A 25,858-nucleotide genomic window follows, 5' to 3' on the forward strand; every position below is an offset into this window, starting at 1 on the left:
TTATGAAACTTATTAAACTAAATATATTCCTGTTGCTTGTCAGTGTTATCGCGATAAGCAGTTGCAAAAAAGATTACCTTAACAGGCCCCCTTTAACCGGTATTACAACAGATAACTTTTATAAAAGCACATCAGATCTGCGGTTGGCCACGGCGGCCCTGTATGCCCAGCCATGGTTCAACTGGAACAATTTCCCGCTGTTAGGGGTGGGCGATATTATGAGCGGCAACATGCTGCAGCCGTATAATGCCGATCTGGTACAGTTCACCACTTTTTCTATCACCAGTCAAAATACTTATATAACAGGATCGTGGCAGTGTTTTTATGATATTGTAGCACATTGCAACATCAATATAAAAGCCATCAATACAAAGCTGCCTGATAGTGTAGCCATAGTAGGTAAAAACGGTGCATTGGGCGAGTTAAAGTTTCTGCGTGCCACAGCCTACATGCACCTAGCCATGTTATGGGGCGCAGTACCCATTATTGAGGACAATGATAAGCTGATAGCCAATCCCTTAGTGCCACGTCACAAACTTACTGATGTTTACAAATTCATTATAAATGATCTAAGGTTTGCTGCCGCTAACTTACCACGTACCGATCAGCCTGGGCGGGTAACCACATGGTCGGCCCAGGGGATGTTGGCCAAGGTTTATTTAATCCGTGCCGGTTTAGGCCAAAATGGTAGCCGCAATCAATCAGACTTGGATAGTGCCGCTTATTATGCCGGTAATGTTTGTAATACCAGCGGTTTAACGCTATTACCAAATTACTATAACGTTTTTCGCACCCAGTTTAATGATAATCCCGAATCATTATTTGCCTTTCAATGGGCTCCGGGAGTTGGATATGGTAATGGCAATGCCATACAAACACAGTTTGCCCCAAGCAGTTCTATTATTACCGGTGGCGGAGGCTGGGGTGGCGCTATTGGCCCAACGCTTGATCTGGCAGCATTATATACTGCGCAGGATTCTATACGCCGAAAAGCCACTTATATGCTTACCGGTGATAAATATCCCGAACTGAACGCGGCTGGCGGCGGTTACACCGCCACTGGCGTAAACGTTAAAAAGCATGTGGTAGGTACAGCGGCCGACAATAATGCACCTACTATGGATCTATGGTCATCAACCCAGCACAATGCCATATTGCGCTTGGCTGATGTGTACTTAATATATGCGGAAGCTTTATTAGGCAATAATGCCTCAACCACCAATAGCCAGGCCTTACAGTATTTTAATGCAGTACGCGAAAGGGCGGGGGTTGATAAAATAACCAGTCTTACGCCTGCAATCATTAGGAAAGAAAGGCGTGTAGAGCTGGCTTTTGAAGGGCAGTACTGGTTTGATCTTGTTCGCCTTTCGTATTACGACCCGCAGGCGGCAATTAATGCCATCAACGGGCAAAACAGAAAGCAATTTACCTACAGCCCGGGTACAGGGATAAAAACACCAGTGGAAAATAATCTGATCATTACACCGGCCACTATAGCCAATTTTACCTTGCCTATACCGGCAAACGATCAAACTGCCGATCCGAAATTATTGGAAGAGCCGGTACCTTATTATTAGCATTAGCTGTATTCAGAATCATTTATAAATAATTCTTAAATCATGAAAAAATCAAAATACTATACCAAAAGTTACCGGATGCTCACATTGTTGGTCATGGTGCTTTTTATACAGTTGGGATGTAAAAAGGACGATAATAATGTTTCGAAAGGGACACCGGTTATTACCGCTATACGCAACTATGTGGCCAGTCCGGGTGATTCGTTGCTATCCAGTGTGGGTACAGGGAAATGGGTAGTTATATCGGGCCGCAATTTAAAGGGTGCGCTTTCCATTAGTTTTGATGGTGTTAAAGGTGCTTTTAACGATGCCTGGTTTTCTGATACCAGCGCCATAGCTTTAATTCCTGCGGTTATCGCTTTCCCGTCGGTACCTTCAGATAAGCTGAACACTATTGAGTATGTTACCAATCATGGGCAAACTACCTTCTCTTTTTCTATTGTACCGCCTGCACCAAGCATATCCGGCGTATCAAATGAAAACGCCAATGCAGGCGATTCCGTGAAGATTAACGGGTTTAACTTTTTCTTTATTAAAAAAGTGACCTATGCAGGTGTTGATATAACCGGCTACCGTGCATCAAATGATGGTACAAACATCACGCTTCCTGTACCTGCGGGTTTAACCACAGGTGGTACCGTTTCGGTCACTACAAATTCAGGCGGCGATACCTCTGCCTTTATTGTACATAATTACACCACAGGCGTGTTTAACAACTGGGATAATATCAACACCTATCCATGGGGGTCTGATACCAAAAACAGTTCGACTGATTTCCCGGGTAATAATGGAAATTATAATGTGATTACTGCAAGTAACCTTGCCCCCAATAATTTTGAATGGTATGCGGGCGGCCGTGGTGTAAACATGGGCGAAGGCCAGTGGGTGCCTGCTGCAGATATTAACGCTCCGTTATCAAGCTATGCCGTGAAATTTGAAATTTCGGTACCAAAAACCAAACCATGGACTAATGGATCTATTTATGTAGCAGTTAACTATAGTTTTAACTTTATAGGGGTGTACACGCCATGGAAAAATGCCAATGGCTCGACAACGCCATTTATTACCGATGGCTGGATGACCGTAACTATACCACTTTCTAATTTCCGTAAAGATAATGGCTCCGGCGATCCGGTAGGCTCAATAACCGAGCTGGTAGGAGCAAGTGGCAGAAACGGTATGAACATTTGGTTTATAAACGATACTTCTAAACCGGTTACCGAATTTACGGCTGCCATTGATAATATAAGAGTAGTGAAAATTGTAAAATAGTTTAGACCCACTCATTTTTGGCCCCGGCTGTATATAGCTGCCGGGCTCAAATATGATCGGATTAATATGTAAAAATGAGAAACAGATATATTGTTGCCGCCTGCCTGGTGTTATTGGTGGCTGCATGTTCAAAAGGTAAAAGCGTAACACAGCCAACACCAGTAATACCCAACGATACCACGGTAAGCGTAGTGCCACAAAAGGATCCGGCGGTTGCCAAATCAGCAGGGTTTTTTTTAGATGACTGGGCTCCGAAAACTTTAGTACTGCCTACAGGTGCAGACATAGCCAAGCCAGCGGGCAACGCAGCCATAACCGTTAATGTTGATTACAGCAATGTGATCACAAAGGTATCTAAATACCTGTTCGGCAATAATATTAACCCCTATATGGGGCAAATGGTTACCGAGCCTAAACTGATCAACAGTATTAAAGAGCTTTCGCCCAATATACTGCGTTTTCCTGGCGGCAATATCAGCAGCATTTATTTTTGGGACGGCGTACGACCCGCCGATGCGCCGGCAACATTATATAATCAGGATGGCAACACTTATAACGAAGCCTACTGGCTGGGCAATAATACAGCCGCTTGGACAATATCCTTGGATAATTATTATAATGCACTGCAACAAACCAATAGCACGGGAGTTATCACGGTTAATTACAGTTATGCCCGCTATGGTATCGGCGAACACCCCGATCAGATTGCCGCGCATCATGCCGCAAATTGGGTACGGTACGATAAGGGAAGAACAAAATACTGGGAAATTGGTAACGAGAGTAATGGCCCGTGGCAGGCAGGCTGGCAAATTGATGTAGCTAAAAATAAAGATGGACAGCCTAAAATAATAACCGGCGAATTGTATGGCAAGCATTTTAGAGTATTTGCTGATTCGATGCGCAAAGCAGCAAGCGAAGTGGGAGCGCAAATAAAAATTGGCGCGCAATTAGTTCAAACAGATCCGGTAAATTCATGGAACAGTGTTGATAAAACCTGGAATTCGGGCGTTTTCGCATCGGCGGGTAACTATCCCGATTTTTATATTGTGCATGATTACTACACCCCGCAAACTAATTTAGATGCCACCACAATCTTAAACTCGCCGATTGCAGAAACAAAAGCAGTTATGGATTGGATGAATACCACCACTACCCAGGGCGGCGTAGCGCTAAAACCCATCGCGCTAACCGAATGGAACCTGTTTGCTACCGGGTCAAAACAAATGGTATCAAACATAGCAGGTATTCATGCTACAATGGTTTTGGGCGAGATGCTGAAAAATCAGTTCGGCATGGCCTGCCGCTGGGATTTGGCAAACGGATGGGCAATCGGCGATGATCATGGCCTGTTCAGTAAGGGCGACGAGCCTGATAACGCCACCATGTGGAACCCGCGCCCTGCATTTTTTTATATGTACTATTTCCAGAAGTATTTTGGCGATAGGATGGTTGCATCAACAATAAGCACCGGCAGCGATGTGATTAGTTACGCATCGTCATTTACATCGGGCCAGGCCGGTGTAATTTTGGTTAACAAAGGTACAGCCTCACAAGTGGTTGCCATCAATATCAAAAACTTTGCTCCGGGTACTAAATATTATTATTACACACTGATTGGCGGTACCGATAATGGCGAATTTTCGCGTAAGGTATATATCAATGGTAATGGCCCCGTTGGCGCTTCCGGCGGACCTGAGAATTATACAAAGCTGGTTGCAAATGCTGCAGCCATAAGCGGGGGAATTAAAATTTCGGCTCCTCCACGCTCTGTTATTTTTTTGATAGCTGATGGTAAAAAATGATCAGACTTTGCTATATAAGTATCAAGCTCCGGTAACTAAATTATTTAGGTTTGGTTGAATTAATAATATCCGAATTATATATCAATTGCTTGTTTTCAATATAAAGCATCTTGTAAATTAACACCTGTACTTCTTACTATGAAACATAAAAAACTACGATATATAACCTTCGTGTTAGTGTTTGCCGCCTGTTTAAATGCAACAGCACAAAAGAAAGCAACCAACACTGTAGACGTTAAGATAGCGGCTATTATTAAAAAGCTGACATTGGAAGAAAAAATCGCGATGGTTCACGCCAATGGATTGTTCTCATCCGCCGGTGTTAAACGTTTGGGCATTCCTGACTTAGTGAGCGACGATGGGCCGCTGGGTGTGCGCGAAGAGGTAAAACCGGGTTGGGGATCGGCAAATTTAGCTACTGATTCGGCCACTTTTTTTCCTAACGGATCGGCAATGGCTGCCACATGGAACCCCGATCTTTTATATCGCTACGGTCATGATATTGGTGAGGAAGCGCTGATCCGCGGCAAGCAGGTCTTGTTGTCGCCGGCATTTAACATAACCCGTACACCGCTTAATGGACGCACTTACGAATACTATTCGGAAGACCCGTTTTTAAATGCGCGGCTGGCCGTAAGTGCGGTAAAAGGTATTCAAAGCCAGCATGTGGCTGCGTGTGTTAAGCATTATGCGGTAAATAACCAGGAGGTTGAACGCGGGCGTGTAAACGTTGAAATTGATGAACGCACATTAAGGGAGATTTATCTCCCTGCCTTTAAAGCCGCCATAACTGAGGGTAACGCATGGACGATCATGTCGGCCTATAATAAAATAAGAGGTGAGTATTGCGCTGAGAACGATTATCTGTTAAACAAAATATTAAAGCAGGAGTGGGGTTTTAAAGGTTTGGTAATGAGCGATTGGGGAGGTACGCACAGCACTGTTGCCTCTGCGAACAACGGTTTAGATGTTGAAATGGGTTCGGGCGAAAAATATGATGAATATTATTTTGCAAACAAGCTGCTCGATTCGGTTAAGGCCGGCCAGGTAAGCATCAAAGTTATTGATGATAAAGTGCGCCGCATTTTATGGGTAATGTATAAAACATCATTGAGCAACAATAAACCTGCAGGGAAAATAAATACACCCGGACATAGCAAAACCGCGTACGATATAGCTGTAGAGTCCATCGTTTTGCTAAAAAATAAAAAAAATATGCTGCCGCTTAATATGCCGGCTATTAAAAGTATAGCTGTAATTGGCGACAACGCCATACGCAACTTTCATTTGGGGGGATTTGGTGCCGGTGTAAAAGCGCGTTACGAAGTAACTGCACTTGCAGGCTTAAAAAACAGGCTCGGTAATCAGGTAGCCATTAATTTCGCACAGGGGTATTCCGGTGATTATGATCCGGAAGGTGGCATCAATGTTAATACAGATACGCATCCGGCCGATCAGGTAATGATTGATGAAGCAGTGGCCCAGGCTAAGAAAAGCGATATCGCCCTGCTGTTTGTTGGCGGCAACCGCGATTATGAAAGTGAAAGCCGCGACAGAAAAGACTTGTCGTTACCATTTGGTGAACAGGCTTTAGTTAACGCCGTTACGGCTGCTAACCCTAAAACCATTGTTGTGGTTATAGGCGGTGCACCTTATGACATCGGCGCGATCAAAAAAAATAATCACACCATCGTATGGTCGTGGTATAATGGCGCCGAAAATGGGAATGCGCTGGCCGATGTTTTGGTAGGCATAGTTAATCCTTCGGGTAAACTGCCTTTCACTTTTCCGGAATCGTTAGACAAATCTCCGGCTCATTCGGCAGGAAGCATGGCATATCCGGGAGAAAATTTAACCGTAAATTATAAAGAAGGTATATTGGTAGGGTATCGATGGTATGACACAAAAAAAATTGAGCCCCTTTACCCTTTCGGGTTTGGCCTTTCATATACCAGTTACGATTACAAAGCCATCCATACCAATAAACAACGATATAACCCTGCAGAAACTATAACCGTTACTGTTACTATAAAAAATACAGGTAAATATTCAGGAAAAGAGGTTGTACAGTTATATGTAAGCAAACCTGTTTCAGCCATTGAGCGTGCCCAAAAAGAATTAAAAGCGTTTAAAAAAGTTTGGATAGGGGCAGGCAAAACTACTGTGGTTAAATTGCGCGTTGCGATTAAAGATTTAGCTTATTTTGATGTGAAATCTATGAAATGGGCTATTGAACCAGGTAAATACAATATTCAGGCAGCCACATCTTCGAAGGGAATTAGGCAGGCAATAACTATTTCCGTTATATAGAATATTTAACGTATGTTGTCAATGGGAATACCGTTGCTCCGCATGATCGATATTGCGAAAATATGCATTTTGTTGTAATCTTTACGGTCCCCGTAGGTACGGCCAGTTGCGCAGCAAGCTGTAAATGATTGTTGCCCTTTTTAGCGCTGGCGGGGCATGATATAATTGTGAAGCTGATGAACAGGAGGTAATTGGTAGTTTTATGTGCGACGGATTTTGTTATTTATAAGTATCGCGTTGTTTATCATAAAGTTATGCTAAATAATTATTGATCAGTTTCACCGGGGTTATGCAAATAAATATCCTGTTGCGGGAACGGTATAGCTATACCATTGGCGTTGAATAGGACATTTATCGATACAATAAGGTCGCTTTTTATAGCGCCTGCATCTTTCAGTTGCCTTGCCCAAAAAAATATTTTCACATCAATAGCGCTGCTGCCGAATTGTTCATACTGAACAAAGGGGGCGGGAATTTTCATGATCCGGTCGTCGTTGCCCAATATCTCTGTAAGGAGTTCCCTGGCTTTATTAAGATCGGAATGGTAGGCGATGCCAATGGTTATGCTCACCCGTTTGCGATTACCTGCCAATGACCAGTTGACCAGATGCGAATTGAGCAGGTCGCCATTTGGCATTACCAGGTCGGCGCCGTCCCATGTAGCAATTACGCTGCTGCGGAAACCAATGGATTTCATGGTGCCGCCTTGTCCGTCAACATCTACGATGTCGCCTACGTTAACCGGTTTTTCAAAAGCGATGATCAGCCCGCTAACCAGATTGTTCACCAGCGTTTGCAAGCCAAATCCGATACCGACACCTAATGCGCCCAGTACAATGGTGATGCGGTCGAGCGGTATCCCCGCCGCGGCAATAGCTAAGAAAAGGCCAAGGGTAAGAATAGTGATACGGATCAGTAAAACCCAGCTGCCCAGTCCGGCCTTGCCGCCATCTTTGTCTTTGTCGGCAGATAAATGATTGTCAGAAGCGAAGAAGGATACGATTTTTGAAATGATCACGGAAGCGATCATGATGGAGATGAACAGCAGCAATTTGTTAATACTGAAGGTGTAATCGCCAATGGTGCGGTCAATGTTAAAAAATTCACTCAGTGGTTTGGCCAGGTATTCAAATCCTGCAAAATTGCGGCCTATCAATACACCCCAGCCCACAACAAGCAATATGTAAAATACCGGATGAATCTTTTTACCAACCTTATCAAAATTGATATAGAACAATCTTTTGTCCTGCCGGGTGTAAACGTTAAATGCCAGGAATAAGCCTTCGTTGATCAACCGAACCACCCACAGGAAAAGTATGGCAACCACCACATTAAGGTAACCGGCGATCATCAGCGATTTCGACAAATTATACCTGCCGAACAGGTTAGCAGTAAACGCTGCCAGTTCTGTAAATGTCATTAAGCCAATAGAGATCACAATCCATTTCTCCCTCAGTTCGTTACGTTTGCCCTTCCATACCACAACCGTGCCTGTTATTATACCGGCTATTGCGATCGCCATCATAAGCCATCTTTCTATACGCGATGCCTGTAAGATCAGGTTATCTGTTGTGGCTATCAGAAATAACATCACCATGATCACCCAAACATTCATCCAGTAACGCGTAATGAATTTTTTGAACAAGATGATGAGGCTGATACAGCAAATAGTCCAAAAAATAACGCTTAATATAAACGGCGGCGACCAAAATGCGAACTGCATTAGGCTGATGATGATCAGCAGTGCAGAGAATAGGGGGTAACGGAGCACCAGCTGCCCTTCGAAGTCATCAGTTAGCAGCTGGTTTTGTATGTAGATGATCTTGAGCGACCTGATGTAAACAAATGATGCGATAATGAGCAGTACCAGTAATGTTAATAAGCCGGCATTGTTTTGCACATAAAATAACAGCGTAAGGCCGCCTTTTGCTTTTGCCTGTGCCAATATTTCATCAAAAGGACGGTATGAGCCGCGCGGGCCCCAAATATCATCAAAATCACGGGCGAAGGTATGAACGGCCATTTGTTTTTGATAAACAGCTATTTCTTCCAGTGCAGTTTGCAGCTTCAGGTTATTCATGCTGATGCTATCAACGATATTCTGCACGTTGTCGCTTGCCAGCCGCAGGGATCTGTCTACCGGCCTAAGCTGGTGGGCAACCACAACAATGTGTTTAAAGTATTTGACGATGCTTGCCGAGTCATTGGGCAATTTGAATAACTGCGGATCGTCTGCAAGTGAGTCCAACTGATAACGAAAAGTGGTTAGGTCTGCGTGGTATGCCGCGAATTTGTTTTTTAATACATTTGACTTGCTGAGCAACTCTGTAATGATCTTTGAGCTTGCGGTGAGGTTCCGGAAGGTTTGCGCGCTGCCTTTATTTACCAATACGCCATCGCTGGCAATAATAAAATTCCTGTCTATGGCGGCAAGTTGCCTAATGGCATCGCTGGTATCGATACCATGTTTGAGATAAGCGCCGGCCTTTTGCATGGTCTTCTGCATTTCAGCAAAGAGGCGGGTTTGCACGGCTGCTGCTTTATCAGTCGCAAAATCATCTGTGCTCTCTTTCGCCATTTTTTTGGCGAGTGCCTGCATCCTGACGATGGTGCCGCCATGCGAGGTATCGGGTACGGCCGGTCTGGCTGAATCCACCTGTTGCGCAATCGCAGTTGTGCCGCAAAGCAGGCATAAAATACAAATCAAACGTACGTGTAAGGTAAAATTCATATAGTTCTGCAGGCTGGTAGCTACTTTTATACGGCATTGCCAGGTAGCAGGTTCAATTGCCGGTTTTGCCTGTATATCAATCAGTAGCCTGAACGAATATAGCATTCATTTTACACGTATACCTGTCTTTTGTATGAAAAAAGTTATATTTGATAATCCCAAACCCAATCATCCATGAAAAACGTTTTTGCATTATTTGCAGCTATTTTATTGTATGTGTCGGCATTTGCACAGGCCAAACAGGACGTTGTTTTGAAAGTTAACGGCGAAGAGCTCAAAGGAAAGGTCACCAAAATTAGTGACAGCGAGATCACCTTCATTTATCCCGGTGAAACACTGGAGTACACCATCAAGAAATCTGACATTCAAAAGATCACCCACGCGAGCGGGCGAATAGAAACATTTGACCAGCCCGCATCACCGGCGCAAACCAGGCAGGGCGATGCTGTGGCAATGACAGCAAGCCCTGCCGATCACCATAATAAAATAGCGATACTGCCTTTTACCTACCTTATGGATAATCAATCAGGCGCGGATGAGATAGGCCTTAAGGCACAGCAGGATACTTATGCCTATTTATCGCAACATTCAGCCGGTTACACCATTGTTGATCCGCGTACCGCTAATGCCCTGCTGATCAAAGCCGGCGCAACCAGGGAGAAACTTGCCGGATTCACCATGAAAGAGCTGGGTGATATTTTAGGAGCCGAATATATTATTGACGGAACGGTAACTCAGAGTAAAGCGGCGCAAACCAGTTACTCCAGCGGAAGTGGTAATTCTACTGTAAAAAGAGATAAGGATAAAGATGTTAAAGGTGTTTCCGGTTACAGCTCAAGTTACAGTTCTGCCGAGCAACGTTACCAGGTGGCTGTTAGTTTGCATATTTATATGGATAACAATGCCAGCATATTTGAACAAAGCCATAAAGCTTTCTGGACCAATACCGACGGTTCTTATAGCAGCCCGCTGGAATATTTGTTAAAGAAATGTCCGTTGTATCGGAAGTAAGGTCTTTTATAGCGCCATCTGATTCTCCTTGCTTAGCAATACCGGCCTTTTTATGCTGCCCTTTTTACCTTTAGATGTTGTAGTTGGGGCGGTACCGGGTATATTGTGATCGCTGAAAATATATGGCACTTTGACACCTCACCAGGCGGTCCCTGACTACTGCTGTGATTTTAATAAATTCTCAATGAAGCAACCCGTTACTATATCCGCGCCTGGGCAGGCCGGCATCCTACTCCCTATGATTTCTTAATTGTATGAACCATGGTGCCGGGATGAATCTGAACTGGTACTGGCAGAAATGGTATTTTGATAAAGCCATTCCTGATCTGGCGATAAGCAAAGTCATAGTAACTGGTCAAAATTGTGTAGTGAACGTATCTAATATTGGCGGTGCACCTGTTCCTGTCCATTTGAATATTTATTATGCGAACGGGAATATGCAAACTGTATCGAGAAACATTACCGTATGGCAAAAAAACAACAGGTACGATTTAAAATTCAAAGCAAATTTTAAAATTGTTAAGATTATACTTGGAGACCCTTATGATACTGATATTCACTCCTTAGATAATGTATGGACAATCGGTAATAAGGCTAGGAGTCATCGGTAACGATAAAAATTGTTGCACCCTAGTGTCCAGCGTCTTTTTCTATTTGTCACCTTAATATCGTATAATTTATAATAAAAATTTTAAATAAGGTTTTGGGGTGTGGGTACTGTGTTATTTATCTATTTTACAGTTTAAGTTACAAGTAGCTTGTAGGTTTCTTACAGCAATAACTTGTTATATATTGTTTATAGGGCATGTCCGTTGATGATAAAGCAAATAAGTTGCCGCATAGATGATTTCAGCCATGAAATGGTTATTGCACAGATTGAACTACTGTTAAGCTATGAGCTATGCCAAACGATTTTACAAAAGGAAGTTCCTTACTAGGCAGGCGGCCAGCAGAGATCTGCTTCAGCAATTGGAGGGCTTCTGGATACCTATTACAGCGAAGAAAAACCTGTCAATTATGGTTTACCCTCGTTACAGTTCCTCGCTGATAAATTAAATTATACCCTAATTATCTGAGCGATATGTTGCGTTCGCTCACCGGCTTGAACGCGCAGCAGGATATTCATCAAAAACTGATCGAAAGGTCAAAAGAACTATTGTCTTGTCTGCTTCCAATCTGACTATCGGTGAAGTTGCCTTCAAGTTAGGTTTTGAGCACCCGCAATCCTTCAGCCGTCTTTTCAAAACAAAAACGAAGCTTTCTCCAGTGCAGTTTAGGGCTTACTTTGCCTGATTGATAAGCTGAACAGTCTGATTTGGCCGGCAATTGTTAATGGCTTTTCACCTGTGTGTCTCTCTTATAATTAAAAACCATCCCGTATCCGGCGCGGCAACAGTTGTATGAAAAGACGCCCAACGCGCGGCTAAAATAACTGGTTTAATGGGCTTTACCATAAAATAATAGACTTTATTTTGGAGTATTGTTCCGTGGTAACGCAAAAATAAAAGAGCAGGGTCGTCATCGCCCCGCTCTCTGAAGAAATCTTTAAATATTACTGATCCCGCCGTCGACCACTAGATCCGATCCGGTCATGAAGGAACTTTCGTCCGAGGCCAGGAATATGGCGGCCGCAGCCGCTTCCTCTACCCGTCCCAAACGCAGCATAGGCACATAATTCGCATAATGTGTATGCAACGCGGCAAGAGCCTCAGGGGTATCTGCCTGACCTTCCATGATCGCCGTCGGAAAAGGCCCCGGGCTTAAAAGATTAGCGCGGATGCCGTTGTCTTTAAACTCCGCCGCCCAAGTGCGGACAAAAGAACGCAGGGCCGCTTTGGCACCGGCATACGTGGAGTGGTTGGCCAGCCCCATGTAATGCATGGCAGATGAAAACAGGATGACCGAACCGCCGCTTTCCATTAAGGGCAGCATTTTTTGCGTAAGGAACAGCGGCCCCTTGGCCATCAAATCAAAGGTACGGTCATAATGATCTTCGGTGATTTCGGTTAGTGGCACCTGCTCGGTAAATCCTGCGTTGGAAACAACGATGTCTACTCTTCCTTTTGCGTTACGAACGATATCGCGGACATGGTCAAGGTCAGCGAGTTTGGAGGCATCCGCCTGGATGGCGGTCACGCTGCCGCCGATTATTTTGACGGCTTCATCCAAAGCCTTTTGCCTTCTTCCGAAAATGAATATATCTGCACCCTCTGCAACGAAGCTTTTGGCAATGGCTAATCCAATGCCGCTGGTGCCGCCGCTGATCACGGCTATTTTATTTTTTAGTCTCATAGTTTTATATTTTTATTGAGACAAAATTAGGGCGGCGGATTCTTGTAGGACGAGGAGATTTGACGCAAAATACCCGTGACAAAAGTCACGTTAGTCACGTATTTACCATTTTTAGGGTTCAAAATTGCGAAGCGGGTAAATTTGGATAGCTTTGTTCGACAGGCTTAACGATGTTTGAGGCATTTGAAAAATATTTAAAGGAAAAAGCAGGTTTGGATTCCGAACAGATTGCTGCGGTGCGTGCTGTTAGCATAGAGAAAAAGCTGCGAAAAAGGCAATACCTTTTGCAGGCGGGCGATGTCTGCCATTACAACTGCTTTGTTACCAATGGCTGCCTGCGCATGTACACGGTGAGTGAAGACGGCGTGGAACACATGTTGCGCTTTGCGGTGGAGAACTGGTGGATCAGTGACCGGGAAAGCTATAATAATAGCACCCGTTCCAATTGTTACATCGATGCCCTAGAGAATGCTGAGGTGATTTTGATCGATAAGCCGGACTTCATACAACTGCTGTCCACGATACCTCAATTCAAGAACTTTATTGACAGCCTTTTGGCCAGAAGCTACGATGCTATTCAACACCGGGTGATCGGCGCGATCAGTTACACCGCAGAGGAAAAATACCAGAATTTCATTAAGCGGTTCCCGGATATTTTCTACCGGGTCCCTCTGCATATGATCGCATCATACCTCGGCGTTTCCAGGGAAACCTTGAGCCGCGTGAGAAGCCAGTATGTTCAAAAATAACGTTAATGATGCCCAATCAAAAGCCCCTCATCCGGATCCATCGCGCTCGCGTGAACAGTTGGTCGCTTTTTTTGGCGCTTACATTCCTTTAAAGCGCAGTGAAAAGGAAGCGATCGGTGAAAAGTTTACACAGAAAACGATTAAAAGAAGGCAGTTTATCCTGCAGCCCGGTGATCTTTGCAAGCATTATACTTTCGTAGTTTCCGGCTGTTTCCGCCTGTACGGTGTCAGCGTGGATGGGGTGGAACATAATCTGCAGTTTGCCGCCGAGAATGACTGGATAGCTGACATCGGCAGCTTTCACCGCGATTATGAAAGCCAGCTGTATTTAGAAGCGCTGGAACCCTCCGTGATCCTACAGGTCACTAAACCCGACCTCATCCAGTTATATCATCACTACCCTAAGATCGACCGCATATTGCGCGTTGTCATCGAAGATAAATTTGTCGAACTCCAAACCAGAGTGCTGCAGAACATCGGCTCCACGACGGAGGAACGATACCTCGGCTTCCAGGCACAATATCCCGCATTAAGCAATCGTCTATCCGGCATTCAAATTGCTTCTTATCTGGGCATTACCCCGGAGTTCTTGAGCAAGCTGCGAAAAAACCTGGTTAAAAAGTAAATTTCTTAATCTGGATTAAGATTATTTCTTAACCGCGGTTATTGGTGGGCTCCTGCGTCCTGCTGTTCCTTTGTACTATAAAAAACAACATAAATGATGGAACAAAATTCACCACGCGTCCCGATCGAACAGTTGATCTACGATTTTGAAGAAGCCTTTAACAGCAAAAATATCTCGTTGATCACCTCATCGTTTACCGGTAACGGGACTGTTATGCCCAACAACGCGCCATTGGTGCAGGGTTCGGCGCAATTGCAAGCCTTGTATAAAAATCTTTTTGAGGCATTTGACATCACCGTCAAATACGAATTTGAGGACCTCCAGTTAAGCGGTGATCTGGCCGTGGTACGCACCGGTTCTAAGGTTACTACTATCGTTAAAGCCAATCAGCAGAAAATGTTACTGGAAAACAAAGAACTGTTTGTCCTTCAACAAGAAGATCAGGCATGGAAAATTGTCAACTATATTTTTAACACTAACCATAAAATCTAATTCCTATGAAATTCGTCGTAACCGGGTCAACCGGAAATATCAGCAAGCCACTTGCAAGGCTATTAATCGAAGCAGGACATGAAGTGCTCGTAATCAGCAGCGATCCTAAAAAAGTTGAAGAAATAACTCAATCGGGTGCCGGTGCGGCCATTGGCTCCATCGAAGATCCTGATTTTCTTACGCAGGCCTTTGCCGGTGCAGATGGGGTATATACCATGATACCCCCAAAACTAGATGCCCCCAACTGGAAAACCTATATTCACCAGGTCACCGATAATTATATCAGCGCCATCAAGTCCTCGATGAAACTCTACCTTTCGCAGACATGCCGGTAAAACCGCATGATCATACAGGAGAGGCCGAATGTCTTGCACATTTAGGTGTAAACGAATTGAAGGAGTTGTGTACGAAAAAAGGTGAATTATGATACAGTATCAAAATCATCCTGCGAGAAACGAAAAAAATATTCTTCTCCCTTTATTGTTTTAAAAATTCGTAAAATAGCCAGTCATCGAATGTAAAAACAACGCTTCTATTAAAGCATGATGCGCCGCGGCTCAGGTACTTACGTGCCGTAAGTTCATGAATCAATCTCAATGCTTGAACCCTAGATCGTGGAAAAAAATGCTGTCTAAACGGTAACCAAAAGCCGAAAATCGGATCAATATTATTATCTTTAAGGCATAACAAACGCTATTATAAATAGTAAAAATTAAAAAGTTATAAGTTATTGATAATCAAATAGTTGGGTGTTTTTTATTTGTTTTGTAACTGATTTGTAACTCAAGATTTATAAGTCATTGATAATCAGTTTTACAATACTTTCTGTATCGGCAAGTAGTCGACATAACTAATTGATTATCAATTAATTATAAAATAAAAACAGAAAGTAAAAATCTCCATTTTCATTTCTTAAATATCATATTATCAGGCGGTTATAAATAAAACCAATCGGTATATTTTTGCTTTTTGTTACTATTAGAAAGTAATTTCGTTGCTTTTTTGGTTCCCAAAGTGCCTTTTGTTCCTCATTTTTCAGTGTCATGTAAATCGTTGTAACTATCGATAACTAAATAGCACTAAATGACACTAAATATTACAAAACACTACAATTTTAGGGAGATACAACGACGGATATGTTTGCCATGATTTTTTGGGGCCGGTGTTAATGTGGATAATTAGATTGTGGAAATTTAAAATACATGAGTTCAAATTTCACGATCCAAAGAAAATGTGTGCATTGTAAACAAATATTCAATGCCAAAACCACTGTCACCCGATTTTGCGGCAAGCTGTGTAATAAGCGGTTTAATGCAGCAAAACAGAGAAATGAAAAGATTGAAGCGGAAAACCGACAGCCTATTATTTTGTCCGCTCAAGCAATGCAACCCCTTAAAAATGTAGAGTTTTTAGATACTCAAAAAGCTGCAGTATTGCTTGGGGTATCGCGTAGTTTTATTTATCATTTAATAAATACAGGTAAACTCGTCGCCTATAATCTTTCTATTCGCCGGACAATCATTCTAAAAGGTGACATCGAGCAGTTATTTCAATCAAGAACGCTTATGGCACCTCTTCCCAAAAAGAAGGTATCCAAAATGCCCGCGATCAATGACTGTTATAATATGGGCGAGATACACGAGAGGTTTAAAATCTCAGACGCAGCAATATATAATTTGATCAAAAGAAACAACATTGATAAGTTTCAGGTAGGCCGATTCACCTATGTTGCCAAGAAACATATTGAGTCAATTTTACTTAATCAAATCTGATGGCAAATGTAACTATAAGAAGGAAATCGCTATCAAAAAATCGCCAGTCACTTTATCTGGACTATTCACCACCTTTATTCAATTCAATAAAAAATAAGCTTCAGCGATATGAATATTTGAAGCTGTTTATTTATGATGAACCTAAAAGTAATATTGAGCGTAAGCATAATAAAGAAACAATCAAGTTAGCTGAATGGGTTAGACTCAAACGACATCTTGACGTTCAGAGTAACAGGTTTGGATTTTTATCTGAATCTAATAGGGGAGGTAATTTTATCAATTACTTTAAAAAATATACTGCGAAGCGCCAGAAAACCGATTCTGATAACATGGCCATGGCTTTTCGGTATTTTGAAGATTTTATAACCAGCAATAATCTGAAAACTTGTGATTTGAATGACTCAATATGTGAGGGTTTTAGATCCTATCTTTTGAATAGTCCTGGAATCAGCTTTAGAGAAAAGCCAATTTCGAGAAATACGGCCGTTAGTTATTTTGCGAAATTTAGATCCGCTTTAAAAGAAGCGTTTAGCAAGGGATTGCTGGCGGAAGATTTCTATTCGTTAGTCAAGCCTATAAAAGCAAACGAAACACATCGCGAACGTTTGGAATTGACGGAACTCCAAACACTAATATGGACGCCAATGGAACCTGATGTAATTAAACGCGCAGCAATATTATCTGCTTTAACAGGTCTTAGGTTTTCAGATGTTAAAGCTTTAAAATGGTCTGAGCTACGAGGCCAGCCTGGTAAATACTATTTACAATATCGCCAACAAAAAACGTTGGTTGCTGAATACATGCCTATTGCTGACGACGCTGTTAAAATAATGGGAAACAAAGGAAAGCTTAACGAGTCAGTTTTCAAAAAATTGACTTATTCCTCAATCAGAGTTTTCTTAATAAGGTGGCTAGCAAAAGCTGGCATCAAAAAGAATATTACGTTCCATTGTTTCAGGCATACTTATGCAACATTACAACTCGAGTTTGGAACAGATCTGTATACTGTTTCTAAAATGCTAGGGCATAAGCATATTAAAACAACGCAGGTTTATGCCAAGGTGGTGGACAGTAAAAAAAATCAAACAGTTAAAAGAATCAAAGTTAATATAGACAAGCTTAATGTGACTAATTCGGCTTAATATCTACAAAAGGCCGGTTATTCCGGCCTTTTTCATATTACCCCGTTTAAATTTTTACTGAATGGTTTTTGGGGCACATAATTTGAGCCAAGGACGCGCAAATTAGTATTTTTGGGACTGGAGTAACTATGCAGTAATTGATTTACAGTTTTTTTAACTTTTTTGAATTCACCGGTTCCGAGACCAAAATGATGCAGATTATTCGGTTTTCTCGCTGGATGAATATGGAAAACATGATTTAAACAAGCGTCTGTATTAGATAACAGGCTACCCAGTTCTTTTTGGTAATAGAGGACTTAACTAGCACGTTTATGGCATTAAGCCGAAGATGATGTCAAAACAAGCCCAACGCCTGTTGATATTTATTGGTACGAACACCATAAGCCGATAAGCCGTTAATCTTCAAAAAGGATCAGCTTAATTCTTAATCAGCAAACTAGTGACTTTGTAGGCTGATTGTTTCTTGTTCATTATAGTTTAAGCTGGTGTAAAATCGTTCGGTAATCGGAATAAAGTGCACCGAAATTACTTAGGATGGTGGAAACGATATTTCTTCGCCTTGATTTTAGGATATAGCAGGCTGTTGAGCTGGAACAGGTTTGATCTGACCGCCTCTCGTTCTTTATCAATTTCAGGTTCATAGCTGTAGGGCTTCGCGCCGCTGAATGCGTCATAGTGTGCTTTTTCAAAGAACTGCCCGGTAAAGTCGATCTTGTTGAGGTCGGCAGAATTAGGTGATAACAATAGTTCCATTTCTTTTTGGTCCTGGTTTGCCCTGGCCTTATGGCGTTCGAATACTGGTTCATAAGCTAGGATAAAGGCCTCGGTGATCGCCTTGCCTTGTTTCATTTGTACATTGAACCATTTTAAGAGTTCATCACAGATAACTTGGTCATCGGTTTTCAGGCTGACCTCGACGTTTTTTTCAATACCGCCTAGGGTGCAGTTACCCGAACCTGTATAAACGGTTAAGCCGCGGTGGTTACGCAGGATATAAACTTTGGGATGATAAAACTTATTCTCTTTTTTGACAAAGGCAGGCATTGAAATTTTCGTCTTCCTGTTCCATTAGCGTCCTTAAGACTTTTGGCGATGTGGGCAGTGGATAAGAAGCAAATGACGTACCCATTATTTAATAGCGCTTAATCATCACTGGGATATTCGTTGTAATAAGTGTAACATTTTACCGGAGGCTGTATCTAATCCCGCAAATTGATCCACTTTTACCCTGTTCATGACCGACTTTGAAGACATCTACCAGCAATATTCGCCCCAGATCTACCGGGTCTGCCTGGGCTATACGAATGATGCGGAGCAGGCCAAAGACCTGATGCAGGAAACCTTTATTTCGGTTTGGAAAAATCTGGCCGGTTTCCGGCAGGAAGCGCAGCTGGGGACCTGGATATTCCGGATAGCGACCAACCATTGCCTGCGGGCGCTGGAGATAGTACGACGAATGCCGCCCGCGGAAATGCCCCTGCACCTGGCCGATGTGCCGGAGGAATCACCCGAAGAAAAGCTGAGCTGGCTCTACCGGGCTATCGCTACGCTCAATGAAACTGATCGGATCATCATTTCGCTGGAACTGGAAGGCCTGCCGCAGGCTGAGATCGCGGCGGTGGTCGGACTGAGCCAGGGCAACATACGGGTGAAGATCCACCGGATCAAAGAAAAATTGGCTAAACAATTAAAGATGTATGAACGAATTTGACCAACTCCGCACCCTCTGGCAAACGGCTGACACCAGCGCCCTGCCTGATTCACAGGCCATGCTGCGCCTGGTACGCAAGTTCCGCAACCAAAAACTACAAAAAAAATGGTTGGTCATCGGCCTGGCTGTACTCTTTTCCCTACTGATCACCGCAGTGTTATGCCTGGTACATTTTCAGTTGCCCGGCACCTATATTGGCGGCGCGTTGATGACGCTGTCCGGAATCTTATTGGCTATCACTAACCTCCGTTCGCTCAAACGCTTCTACCGGCTCAACGACTACAGTAATGCCGAGTTTCTTGCCTTTATCGAGCAGACCCGACGGAACCAGGTACGCTATTACCAGAAGACCATGGTTTGGATCGTCGCACTGGCATCTATAGGCTGGTTCCTATACCTGTACGAAACCGTTGCGCCGTATCCCGAATGGCTGGCAGGTACTTATTGCTTCGCATTTGCCTACATCTGTGTGCTCTGGTTTATCGTACGCCCACGCGCTTTCCGCCGGGATGCCCGGAAACTTGACGCTCTGCGGCAAAAAATTGAAAACATATCCAAACAATTAACATAAATGAAATCAACACTTTTTATCAAACCGGTTCTGCTGCTCCTTGTAAGCGGTCTGTTGCTGACCAGTCTGACACCCATCCTGGCCCGGTATTACCCTTTTCCCGATAGTGTGAAAGGCTTCCTGACTGGTATGGGTCTTATGCTGGAGGTGCTTGCCCTTAGCCGGATCCGGCGAAAAAAGAAACTGTTCTGCACAACGTCATAATAGGAAATGTCCTTTATTGAAGCCGTTTAAGGCTAATCAAACAAATTTTGCTGGTTACCATGTAAGCTATAATCACGGTTAATTTATAGAAAAGAAATTTAATCACAACAACCTGCTACAATACACGTTTAACTTGCAATGGTTACAATTGTTAATAAACCTGCCAGCGTTTTTGTTATAGATGATGAGCCGCTCGACAACATTATATTTAAAATGTTAATTAAAAGAGTCGACGATGATATTAATGTAAATGCTATTAATGACGGGCGAAATGCCATTGATCAGCTTCTGGAAATTGGTATAAAGACTCCGGAAAGTTTACCTGACTACATTTTTTTAGATCTTAATATGCCGGGAATGAATGGTTGGGACTTTCTGAAGGAGTTCAAACGACTTGGACTTAACCGGTTTAAGAAGATTCAGATCAATATATTATCATCATCCGTTTTCAGTGAAGACATTGTAAGATCACGCTCAAACCCGTTAGTAGACAATTTTTTTAATAAGCCCATTAATTTAGATAATTTGAAAACTATCTTCAAACCTGGTGACTTTATCGGCGGTCTTAGCTTGTTATAGGTTTCTAATATGTCTTTACGAAAAAAAATTCTGATCATTGAAGATGACAATGATATTCTCGACACTATTTCAGCAATTCTTGATATTGCAAATTTTGAAGTTGCCGGAACGAATGGCACCAATGATATTTTTGAACTGACCAGGCTCCATCAGCCTGATCTGATACTGACCGACTACATGCTACCAGGACTTACCGGGGGGCAAATTTGCAAAATGATCAAGAGCCATCAAGAAACTGCAAATATTCCTGTTGTGCTGATGTCAGCATATAATAAGCAGGCGATAGCGATAGGAAACTTTAATTATGATGCTTTTATTAAAAAGCCGTTCAATATAGACTACCTCGTAAGCGTGATCACCAGTTTCTTAAATTAATTACCCTTTAAATGATGAACTGAGATTTATCTTCAAACAAAATTTATTTACAGGAGTTAATATAAACGGTTAATAAGGATTGTGGTTCCCAACCACACAATAAGTTAAGGAGGTGCTCTCGTGGTAAGGGGCATCTCTTTTTTTAGATTTATTAAAATCATTTACTATGCTGTTTTTCAAAGCTATCAATCATAAGATGAGATTTTGTAAACTGCAGCAATCCACCATACATCAGCACTACGATAATCATGATGAAATGCCAGTTAGGGAAATCATAACTATTCATTTCGTCGTATATCAATAAGTTAAATACCGCAAAGAAGATCAGGCAGGTGAGTATTGTAAGTCCCGGAGCCAATGACTCAACCTTAAATATTTTTATTGGTACAATATAAATTGCAAAGCGCGTCAGATAGTAGCAGCCTCCGTAAATTAAAGGTGCTGTAATAGCAACGCCCCATATATCAAAACTCACAAAAAGGAGATGAGAAAAAGCGATTGAAATAGTGTAGCCTATCGCCATTATTACTATCGAAACAACTACCGGAAATACACTCGAAGAAAAAAATCTCATAACAAAATCAATGTTTTAACCGCGATTTGTTTGTTTTGTTCTTGACTATATTTGTTTATCATCAAAAAGACATTCTCCTTAAATCATCGCACGCGATAATAAAAAGTGACGGATTTTTGGCTATCGCAGAACAGTATCATCCGGACTTGATCCTGATGGATTATCGGCTGGAATACGGTAGTAGAGGTGACCTGTGCCGCTCTTAAAGCACACCCAATGCTTTATAATGTGCCCGTAATTATTTTTTCAGCATATCTACATCCTGATGTTAACCTACTGGATTTTGGCTGCGACGGGATTGTTAACAAACCTTTTGATCTTGTCATCTGTTGGAAACGATACAACGGTTGATGAGCCTGAAGTATCATTCCGAATTCGGAAGTCATCAAGCCTGATAATTTTTTTTGATTTGATGAATAATCACCAAAGTTAAAGTAATACCACTTTTATATTTATAATGCTCGATTTATAGGATTAATATTTATCGTTTCCCATCATACCAAGGTGTGGTTGTCTCGGATTTCTGACGGTATTATTTTGGACATTGTATCGTGCCATGTCTTTATTGTATTGTTTCATATTGTGATAAAAAATTTCTTTTAAAACATTGTAAATGTTTTAATTGTTATATGTGTGTAGTAATAAATAATACATATATAATTTTATTAAAAATATTTAACAATATGCCAATTCGCTACTCTAAGTATCTGTATGTGATGTTGTTTGTGTGTGATTTGTTTTTGCTCAATTTTTCCTTTTTAAAATCACATGATATTATTCACTACTATTACTACGATAGTAATATTCCTCTCTTTCTCCTGATTACGATTAATGTAGCATGGTTGTTCAGCACTATTCAGGCTCATAACTTAAAACCGCGTTTAATTTCAAAAATAGATGAAAGTTTAAAACGCTTTGTAAAGGCTGTAACCTATCATATAATTATTATAGGCAGCATTATTTATTTTTTTAAGCTGGTAAATATTTCCCGTTTAGAGATGATTGCAGGTTACTTTTTATTTTTTGTACTTGTCCTCGTAAGCAGATTGATCATCTATGTTGCTGTAAAGTTGCAGCGTAACAGAGTTAAGAGTCTCAATAAAATATTGATCATTGGGAATGAAGATATTGCTATACGTTTTGTAGATATCGTAGCATCAAGTAAAGATAACAGGTATGACCTGGTTGACTTTATCGCTGCAAGCCAGGTTAAGCGGGGCTCTTTTGACAACCTTAAGAAAACTATTTTAGATCAACGGCCCGAAGAAATATTTATTTGCCTTGCCAAACTTGATCAGCATCTGTGTGAGCAATTGATGCAGTTTGGTGAAATATATCACATTAAGATTAATATAGTGCCCGCCCTGGCAATCAATAATGATAGCTTCTCTGCTGTTATAAATTATGGTGATATTCCTGTAGACGATTTGGTGGCTGGCACTTATCTCAGTTTGGATAAGAGAGTACTCAAGAGAGGCTTTGATGTTTTTTTTTCCACTTGCATTATGATCGCCGGCGCTCCGTTTTTCGTTGCGCTTTTATGCCTAACTAAACTTACTTCAAGAGGTCCAGTATTTTATAAGCAAGAACGTATTGGTAAAAATGGCAAACCGTTTATAATCTATAAATTCCGGAGTATGTATATAGATGCTGAAAAATACGGGCCGCAATTGTCAAAAGATAATGATCCGCGAATTACCGGCTGGGGGCGTTTCCTGCGTAAAAGCCGGTTAGACGAATTGCCACAGTTTTGGAATGTGCTGAAAGGTGACATGTCGGTAGTAGGACCAAGACCGGAGCGGCAACATTACATTAACCAGATTATTGAACATAAACCCCATTATGCACAATTGCTTTGTTTAAAGCCCGGAATAACCTCGATAGGGCAAGTGTATTATGGTTACGCCGAGAATATAGAGCAAATGTGCGAGCGTGTAAACTATGATATCAACTACCTTGAAAAGGTGAATATCCATTATGATGTGACCATTATTTTGCGGACTGTAAAAATAATGGTTCAGGGTAAAGGCAAATAATATTACTTAATTGCCTTTATACCCTTTTTTGTAGCCCCGCCATTTACTGATCGTTTTAGCCGCCATCTCAAACAGCCGGAGTGGATTTCGTTTAATAAGATACGTAAATTGTGATAATATAAACCTGACTCCCTCTTTGGCAGGCTTACCAAACTCACGGTAAAGTTGCGGATTTTGGCGATGAAATTTGCCTATTTCTATATACCTTTCATATTCCTGTTTGTTACTATAGTTGTGAGAATGATATACCGGAGCCTCGGCTACATAGGCAATTTTCCAGCCTTTGCTAATCATCTTTGCGGTAATCAGCGTGTCTTCCCCGAATTTTGCTTCAACAGGAAAGCCGCCCACTTCTTTGTAGGCTGTATAACGATAAGCAGCGAACGAGTTGGAACAAAATATCGTTTTAAAGCCATATTCATTTATGTCGGTTTTCGACCTGATGTACGACTTATCAGGATAATTGAAGTCCCGGTTATGGCGCTCCAGTAATGTGGCATTTGATTTTGGTAACTGGCGGCCGTAGGCCACGCCAATCTTTTGATCACTAAATACCGCTATTACGTTTTTTAAACTGTCTGAAGACGCTAAAATGGCATCCTGGGTCAGATAAATATAAATATCGTAGCCCGGGTATAAGTCTATAAGTTTATGCCTCGCATATCCATGCGTGAAATCTTTTTTTTCAATACTCGTTACTTTGACATCATGCCGTTCAGCTGTAGCCACGGTATCGTCAGTGGAATCCGAGTCAATGATGGCGAGCAGATCGGGTTTTTCAGATTGTGACTCGACGCTTGCTAACAGCTTTTCCAAATCGGAGCCTGCATTGTAGGTGGGTATAAATAAAGCTACTTTAAGATGTGAAGTGCCGGGCTTATTCATAGTGCGGAGAGGGGCGGTGTATTATTTTTCTTAGCATTAGCTTCGGTCAGCAAAAACTGAAGCAGGTCATCCCAGCAGGTGAAATAGGGCCAGGCCGGGGTTACAGGTTGGTTAATATCAAAAACTAATGTTTTATTGATGATTGCTGCCATGTATTCGGCGAGTTGCTGTTCGTCATCGGGGGCAAAGAATTTCGCTTTTTGGTAACTGCCGATAGTTTCGTGGGCATAAGGCAGATCAGCGATCAATATTGGTTTATTATACTGCATAAACTCTGAAACGGGCAAACCCCAGGTTTCCAGTTTTGATGGAAAAACAAGACTGTCTGCTTCATAGTATAGCGCCTCTACAGTCTTTCTGCTTTGTAAGCCAATGAATCGTATTTGGGAGATATGCCTGAATCGATCAACAACCTTACGTGCATAGGCATTTTCCTGCCCATCCATGGTGATTACCAGTTCAAAGTCGGATATGGTTTGTTGTAACATTTCAGCTGCCCTGCAAAGCGCCTCGATGTTTTTAAAAACCCGCGGAAACGTAGGATAAAAGAACACGGGACGATCAAAATTTACTGGTAAGGCAGCTAACAGATTTTTATTTTCCGCTATTATCCCTCCTTTTGAAACAGGCGAGGCCACAATTGCATTTACACCATATAACTCTCTGAACTTTTGCCGCAGCCATTCCTGCTGTACAATTACGAACGCGTTTTTTTTGATATTGATACGGTATAAATATTTGTAAAAAAGCGTAAATAGTGAAAATGTAGTATCGTAAAAGAATTTGGAAAGATCGGTTTTATAAAAAGGGGAAGCGTTATGGCAGTATACAACCTGCATAGGGCAGGTAACTGTGGGCGTCATGTCGTGCAATGCAATCCAAAGATCGGGCTTCAGTTGTTTGGATAACTGGTTTGAAGTGATGTACTCAAATTTTATACGTTTACGCCAGGCGGTTTTTATCTCCGGATATTCGATGATCTGGTAATCGTCCAGGTATTCAGCGACCAGGTTTCGTTTATGTACCAATACGATCACTTCCAAACCTAAAGTAGTTTTTAAGGGCCGCAAAGCTTGAAGAACATCTTTTAGTACCCTTAAAATTCCACCCTCTACTAAATTTACACCCGAAATAACAATTTTCAGCAT

25 protein-coding genes are annotated in these 25,858 nt (G+C 42.0%); 19 read left to right on the forward strand and 6 right to left on the reverse strand.

The features are described 5' to 3' along the window. Nucleotides 1-2 precede the first annotated feature (2 nt). The 4 genes from ABD894_RS15495 to ABD894_RS15510 all read left to right on the forward strand — a co-directional run bounded on the left by ABD894_RS15495 (nucleotide 3) and on the right by ABD894_RS15510 (nucleotide 6,961). Nucleotides 3-1,577 (forward strand): RagB/SusD family nutrient uptake outer membrane protein, encoded by a 1,575-nt coding sequence (locus ABD894_RS15495; protein WP_345211970.1) that lies wholly within the window; start codon nucleotides 3-5, stop codon nucleotides 1,575-1,577. A gap of 42 nt (nucleotides 1,578-1,619) precedes the next feature. Continuing rightward, entirely contained in the window at nucleotides 1,620-2,849 is a 1,230-nt protein-coding gene (locus ABD894_RS15500) for a glycan-binding surface protein (RefSeq protein ID WP_345211971.1), read from the forward strand. A gap of 74 nt (nucleotides 2,850-2,923) precedes the next feature. After that, nucleotides 2,924-4,651 (forward strand): alpha-L-arabinofuranosidase, encoded by a 1,728-nt coding sequence (locus tag ABD894_RS15505; protein WP_345211972.1) that lies wholly within the window; start codon nucleotides 2,924-2,926, stop codon nucleotides 4,649-4,651. Nucleotides 4,652-4,789: 138 nt separating this feature from the next. Then, on the forward strand, nucleotides 4,790-6,961 hold the full coding sequence (locus ABD894_RS15510; protein WP_345211973.1) for a glycoside hydrolase family 3 C-terminal domain-containing protein: 2,172 nt from the start codon (nucleotides 4,790-4,792) through the stop codon (nucleotides 6,959-6,961). 265 nt (nucleotides 6,962-7,226) lie between these two features. On the opposite strand, the gene ABD894_RS15515 is transcribed toward ABD894_RS15510, so the two are convergent. Then, complete coding sequence (locus ABD894_RS15515) at nucleotides 7,227-9,797, reverse strand: mechanosensitive ion channel family protein (protein ID WP_345211974.1); 2,571 nt, start codon at nucleotides 9,795-9,797, stop codon at nucleotides 7,227-7,229. A gap of 69 nt (nucleotides 9,798-9,866) precedes the next feature. On the opposite strand from ABD894_RS15515, the gene ABD894_RS15520 reads away from it, so the two are divergent. The 3 genes from ABD894_RS15520 (at nucleotide 9,867) to ABD894_RS15530 (ending at nucleotide 11,996) form a co-directional block, all read left to right on the forward strand. Then, nucleotides 9,867-10,703: a FlgO family outer membrane protein gene (locus ABD894_RS15520; RefSeq protein WP_345211975.1), complete on the forward strand. Its 837-nt coding sequence runs from the start codon at nucleotides 9,867-9,869 to the stop codon at nucleotides 10,701-10,703. Between the two features lie 254 nt (nucleotides 10,704-10,957). After that, complete coding sequence (locus tag ABD894_RS15525) at nucleotides 10,958-11,314, forward strand: hypothetical protein (protein ID WP_345211976.1); 357 nt, start codon at nucleotides 10,958-10,960, stop codon at nucleotides 11,312-11,314. A 550-nt stretch (nucleotides 11,315-11,864) separates the two neighbouring features. Then, nucleotides 11,865-11,996 carry a helix-turn-helix domain-containing protein gene (locus ABD894_RS15530; RefSeq protein ID WP_345211977.1) on the forward strand — a complete coding sequence of 44 codons (132 nt, stop codon included), beginning with the start codon at nucleotides 11,865-11,867 and terminating at the stop codon, nucleotides 11,994-11,996. Nucleotides 11,997-12,248: 252 nt separating this feature from the next. Here the strand turns inward: ABD894_RS15530 and ABD894_RS15535 are convergent, their stop codons facing one another. Next, nucleotides 12,249-12,995, reverse strand: a complete 747-nt coding sequence (locus tag ABD894_RS15535; RefSeq protein ID WP_345211978.1) for an SDR family NAD(P)-dependent oxidoreductase — start codon at nucleotides 12,993-12,995, stop codon at nucleotides 12,249-12,251. Nucleotides 12,996-13,165: 170 nt separating this feature from the next. Here ABD894_RS15535 and ABD894_RS15540 point away from each other — a divergent pair, with 170 nt between their 5' ends. The 6 genes from ABD894_RS15540 (at nucleotide 13,166) to ABD894_RS15565 (ending at nucleotide 17,775) form a co-directional block, all read left to right on the forward strand. Further along, nucleotides 13,166-13,744 carry a Crp/Fnr family transcriptional regulator gene (locus ABD894_RS15540; RefSeq protein ID WP_345211979.1) on the forward strand — a complete coding sequence of 193 codons (579 nt, stop codon included), beginning with the start codon at nucleotides 13,166-13,168 and terminating at the stop codon, nucleotides 13,742-13,744. After that, nucleotides 13,731-14,369: a Crp/Fnr family transcriptional regulator gene (locus ABD894_RS15545; RefSeq protein ID WP_345211980.1), complete on the forward strand. Its 639-nt coding sequence runs from the start codon at nucleotides 13,731-13,733 to the stop codon at nucleotides 14,367-14,369. Before ABD894_RS15540 ends, ABD894_RS15545 begins: the two co-directional genes overlap by 14 nt. A 93-nt stretch (nucleotides 14,370-14,462) precedes the next feature. Continuing rightward, nucleotides 14,463-14,861 carry a YybH family protein gene (locus ABD894_RS15550; RefSeq protein WP_345211981.1) on the forward strand — a complete coding sequence of 133 codons (399 nt, stop codon included), beginning with the start codon at nucleotides 14,463-14,465 and terminating at the stop codon, nucleotides 14,859-14,861. Between the two features lie 5 nt (nucleotides 14,862-14,866). Further along, nucleotides 14,867-15,196 (forward strand): SDR family oxidoreductase, encoded by a 330-nt coding sequence (locus ABD894_RS15555; protein ID WP_345211982.1) that lies wholly within the window; start codon nucleotides 14,867-14,869, stop codon nucleotides 15,194-15,196. Between the two features lie 867 nt (nucleotides 15,197-16,063). Beyond that, on the forward strand, nucleotides 16,064-16,633 hold the full coding sequence (locus ABD894_RS15560; protein WP_345211983.1) for a helix-turn-helix domain-containing protein: 570 nt from the start codon (nucleotides 16,064-16,066) through the stop codon (nucleotides 16,631-16,633). Continuing rightward, nucleotides 16,633-17,775, forward strand: a complete 1,143-nt coding sequence (locus tag ABD894_RS15565) for a tyrosine-type recombinase/integrase (RefSeq protein ID WP_345211984.1) — start codon at nucleotides 16,633-16,635, stop codon at nucleotides 17,773-17,775. Before ABD894_RS15560 ends, ABD894_RS15565 begins: the two co-directional genes overlap by 1 nt. A 525-nt stretch (nucleotides 17,776-18,300) precedes the next feature. Here the strand turns inward: ABD894_RS15565 and ABD894_RS15570 are convergent. Next, the gene (locus tag ABD894_RS15570; protein ID WP_345211985.1) at nucleotides 18,301-18,819 is read right to left on the reverse strand and encodes a phospholipase D-like domain-containing protein; all 519 of its coding nucleotides are present in this window, start codon (nucleotides 18,817-18,819) and stop codon (nucleotides 18,301-18,303) included. A 190-nt stretch (nucleotides 18,820-19,009) separates the two neighbouring features. On the opposite strand from ABD894_RS15570, the gene ABD894_RS15575 reads away from it, so the two are divergent. The 5 genes from ABD894_RS15575 (at nucleotide 19,010) to ABD894_RS15595 (ending at nucleotide 21,215) form a co-directional block, all read left to right on the forward strand. Then, the gene (locus ABD894_RS15575; RefSeq protein ID WP_345211986.1) at nucleotides 19,010-19,486 is read left to right on the forward strand and encodes an RNA polymerase sigma factor; all 477 of its coding nucleotides are present in this window, start codon (nucleotides 19,010-19,012) and stop codon (nucleotides 19,484-19,486) included. Next, nucleotides 19,473-20,057, forward strand: a complete 585-nt coding sequence (locus ABD894_RS15580) for a hypothetical protein (protein WP_345211987.1) — start codon at nucleotides 19,473-19,475, stop codon at nucleotides 20,055-20,057. The genes ABD894_RS15575 and ABD894_RS15580 overlap by 14 nt, the downstream gene beginning before the upstream one ends. Next, nucleotides 20,058-20,261, forward strand: coding sequence for a hypothetical protein (locus ABD894_RS15585; protein ID WP_345211988.1), 204 nt, complete (start codon nucleotides 20,058-20,060; stop codon nucleotides 20,259-20,261). A 138-nt stretch (nucleotides 20,262-20,399) separates the two neighbouring features. Next, nucleotides 20,400-20,840: a response regulator gene (locus ABD894_RS15590; protein ID WP_345211989.1), complete on the forward strand. Its 441-nt coding sequence runs from the start codon at nucleotides 20,400-20,402 to the stop codon at nucleotides 20,838-20,840. 9 nt (nucleotides 20,841-20,849) lie between these two features. Further along, on the forward strand, nucleotides 20,850-21,215 hold the full coding sequence (locus ABD894_RS15595) for a response regulator (protein ID WP_345211990.1): 366 nt from the start codon (nucleotides 20,850-20,852) through the stop codon (nucleotides 21,213-21,215). A gap of 157 nt (nucleotides 21,216-21,372) precedes the next feature. Here the strand turns inward: ABD894_RS15595 and ABD894_RS15600 are convergent, their stop codons facing one another. Beyond that, complete coding sequence (locus tag ABD894_RS15600; RefSeq protein ID WP_345211991.1) at nucleotides 21,373-21,738, reverse strand: hypothetical protein; 366 nt, start codon at nucleotides 21,736-21,738, stop codon at nucleotides 21,373-21,375. Between the two features lie 734 nt (nucleotides 21,739-22,472). On the opposite strand from ABD894_RS15600, the gene ABD894_RS15605 reads away from it, so the two are divergent. Next, on the forward strand, nucleotides 22,473-23,825 hold the full coding sequence (locus ABD894_RS15605; protein WP_345211992.1) for a sugar transferase: 1,353 nt from the start codon (nucleotides 22,473-22,475) through the stop codon (nucleotides 23,823-23,825). Nucleotides 23,826-23,831: 6 nt separating this feature from the next. Here the strand turns inward: ABD894_RS15605 and ABD894_RS15610 are convergent, their stop codons facing one another. Together ABD894_RS15610 and ABD894_RS15615 are read right to left on the reverse strand one after the other, a co-directional pair. Beyond that, a complete protein-coding gene (locus ABD894_RS15610) occupies nucleotides 23,832-24,710 on the reverse strand; it encodes a glycosyltransferase family 2 protein (RefSeq protein WP_345211993.1) in 879 nt (292 codons plus the stop codon). After that, nucleotides 24,707-25,858: a glycosyltransferase gene (locus ABD894_RS15615; protein ID WP_345211994.1), complete on the reverse strand. Its 1,152-nt coding sequence runs from the start codon at nucleotides 25,856-25,858 to the stop codon at nucleotides 24,707-24,709. The genes ABD894_RS15610 and ABD894_RS15615 overlap by 4 nt, the downstream gene beginning before the upstream one ends.

Origin of the sequence: Mucilaginibacter gynuensis (genome assembly GCF_039541195.1) — a bacterium.
GTDB classification, from domain to species: Bacteria; Bacteroidota; Bacteroidia; order Sphingobacteriales; family Sphingobacteriaceae; genus Mucilaginibacter; species Mucilaginibacter gynuensis.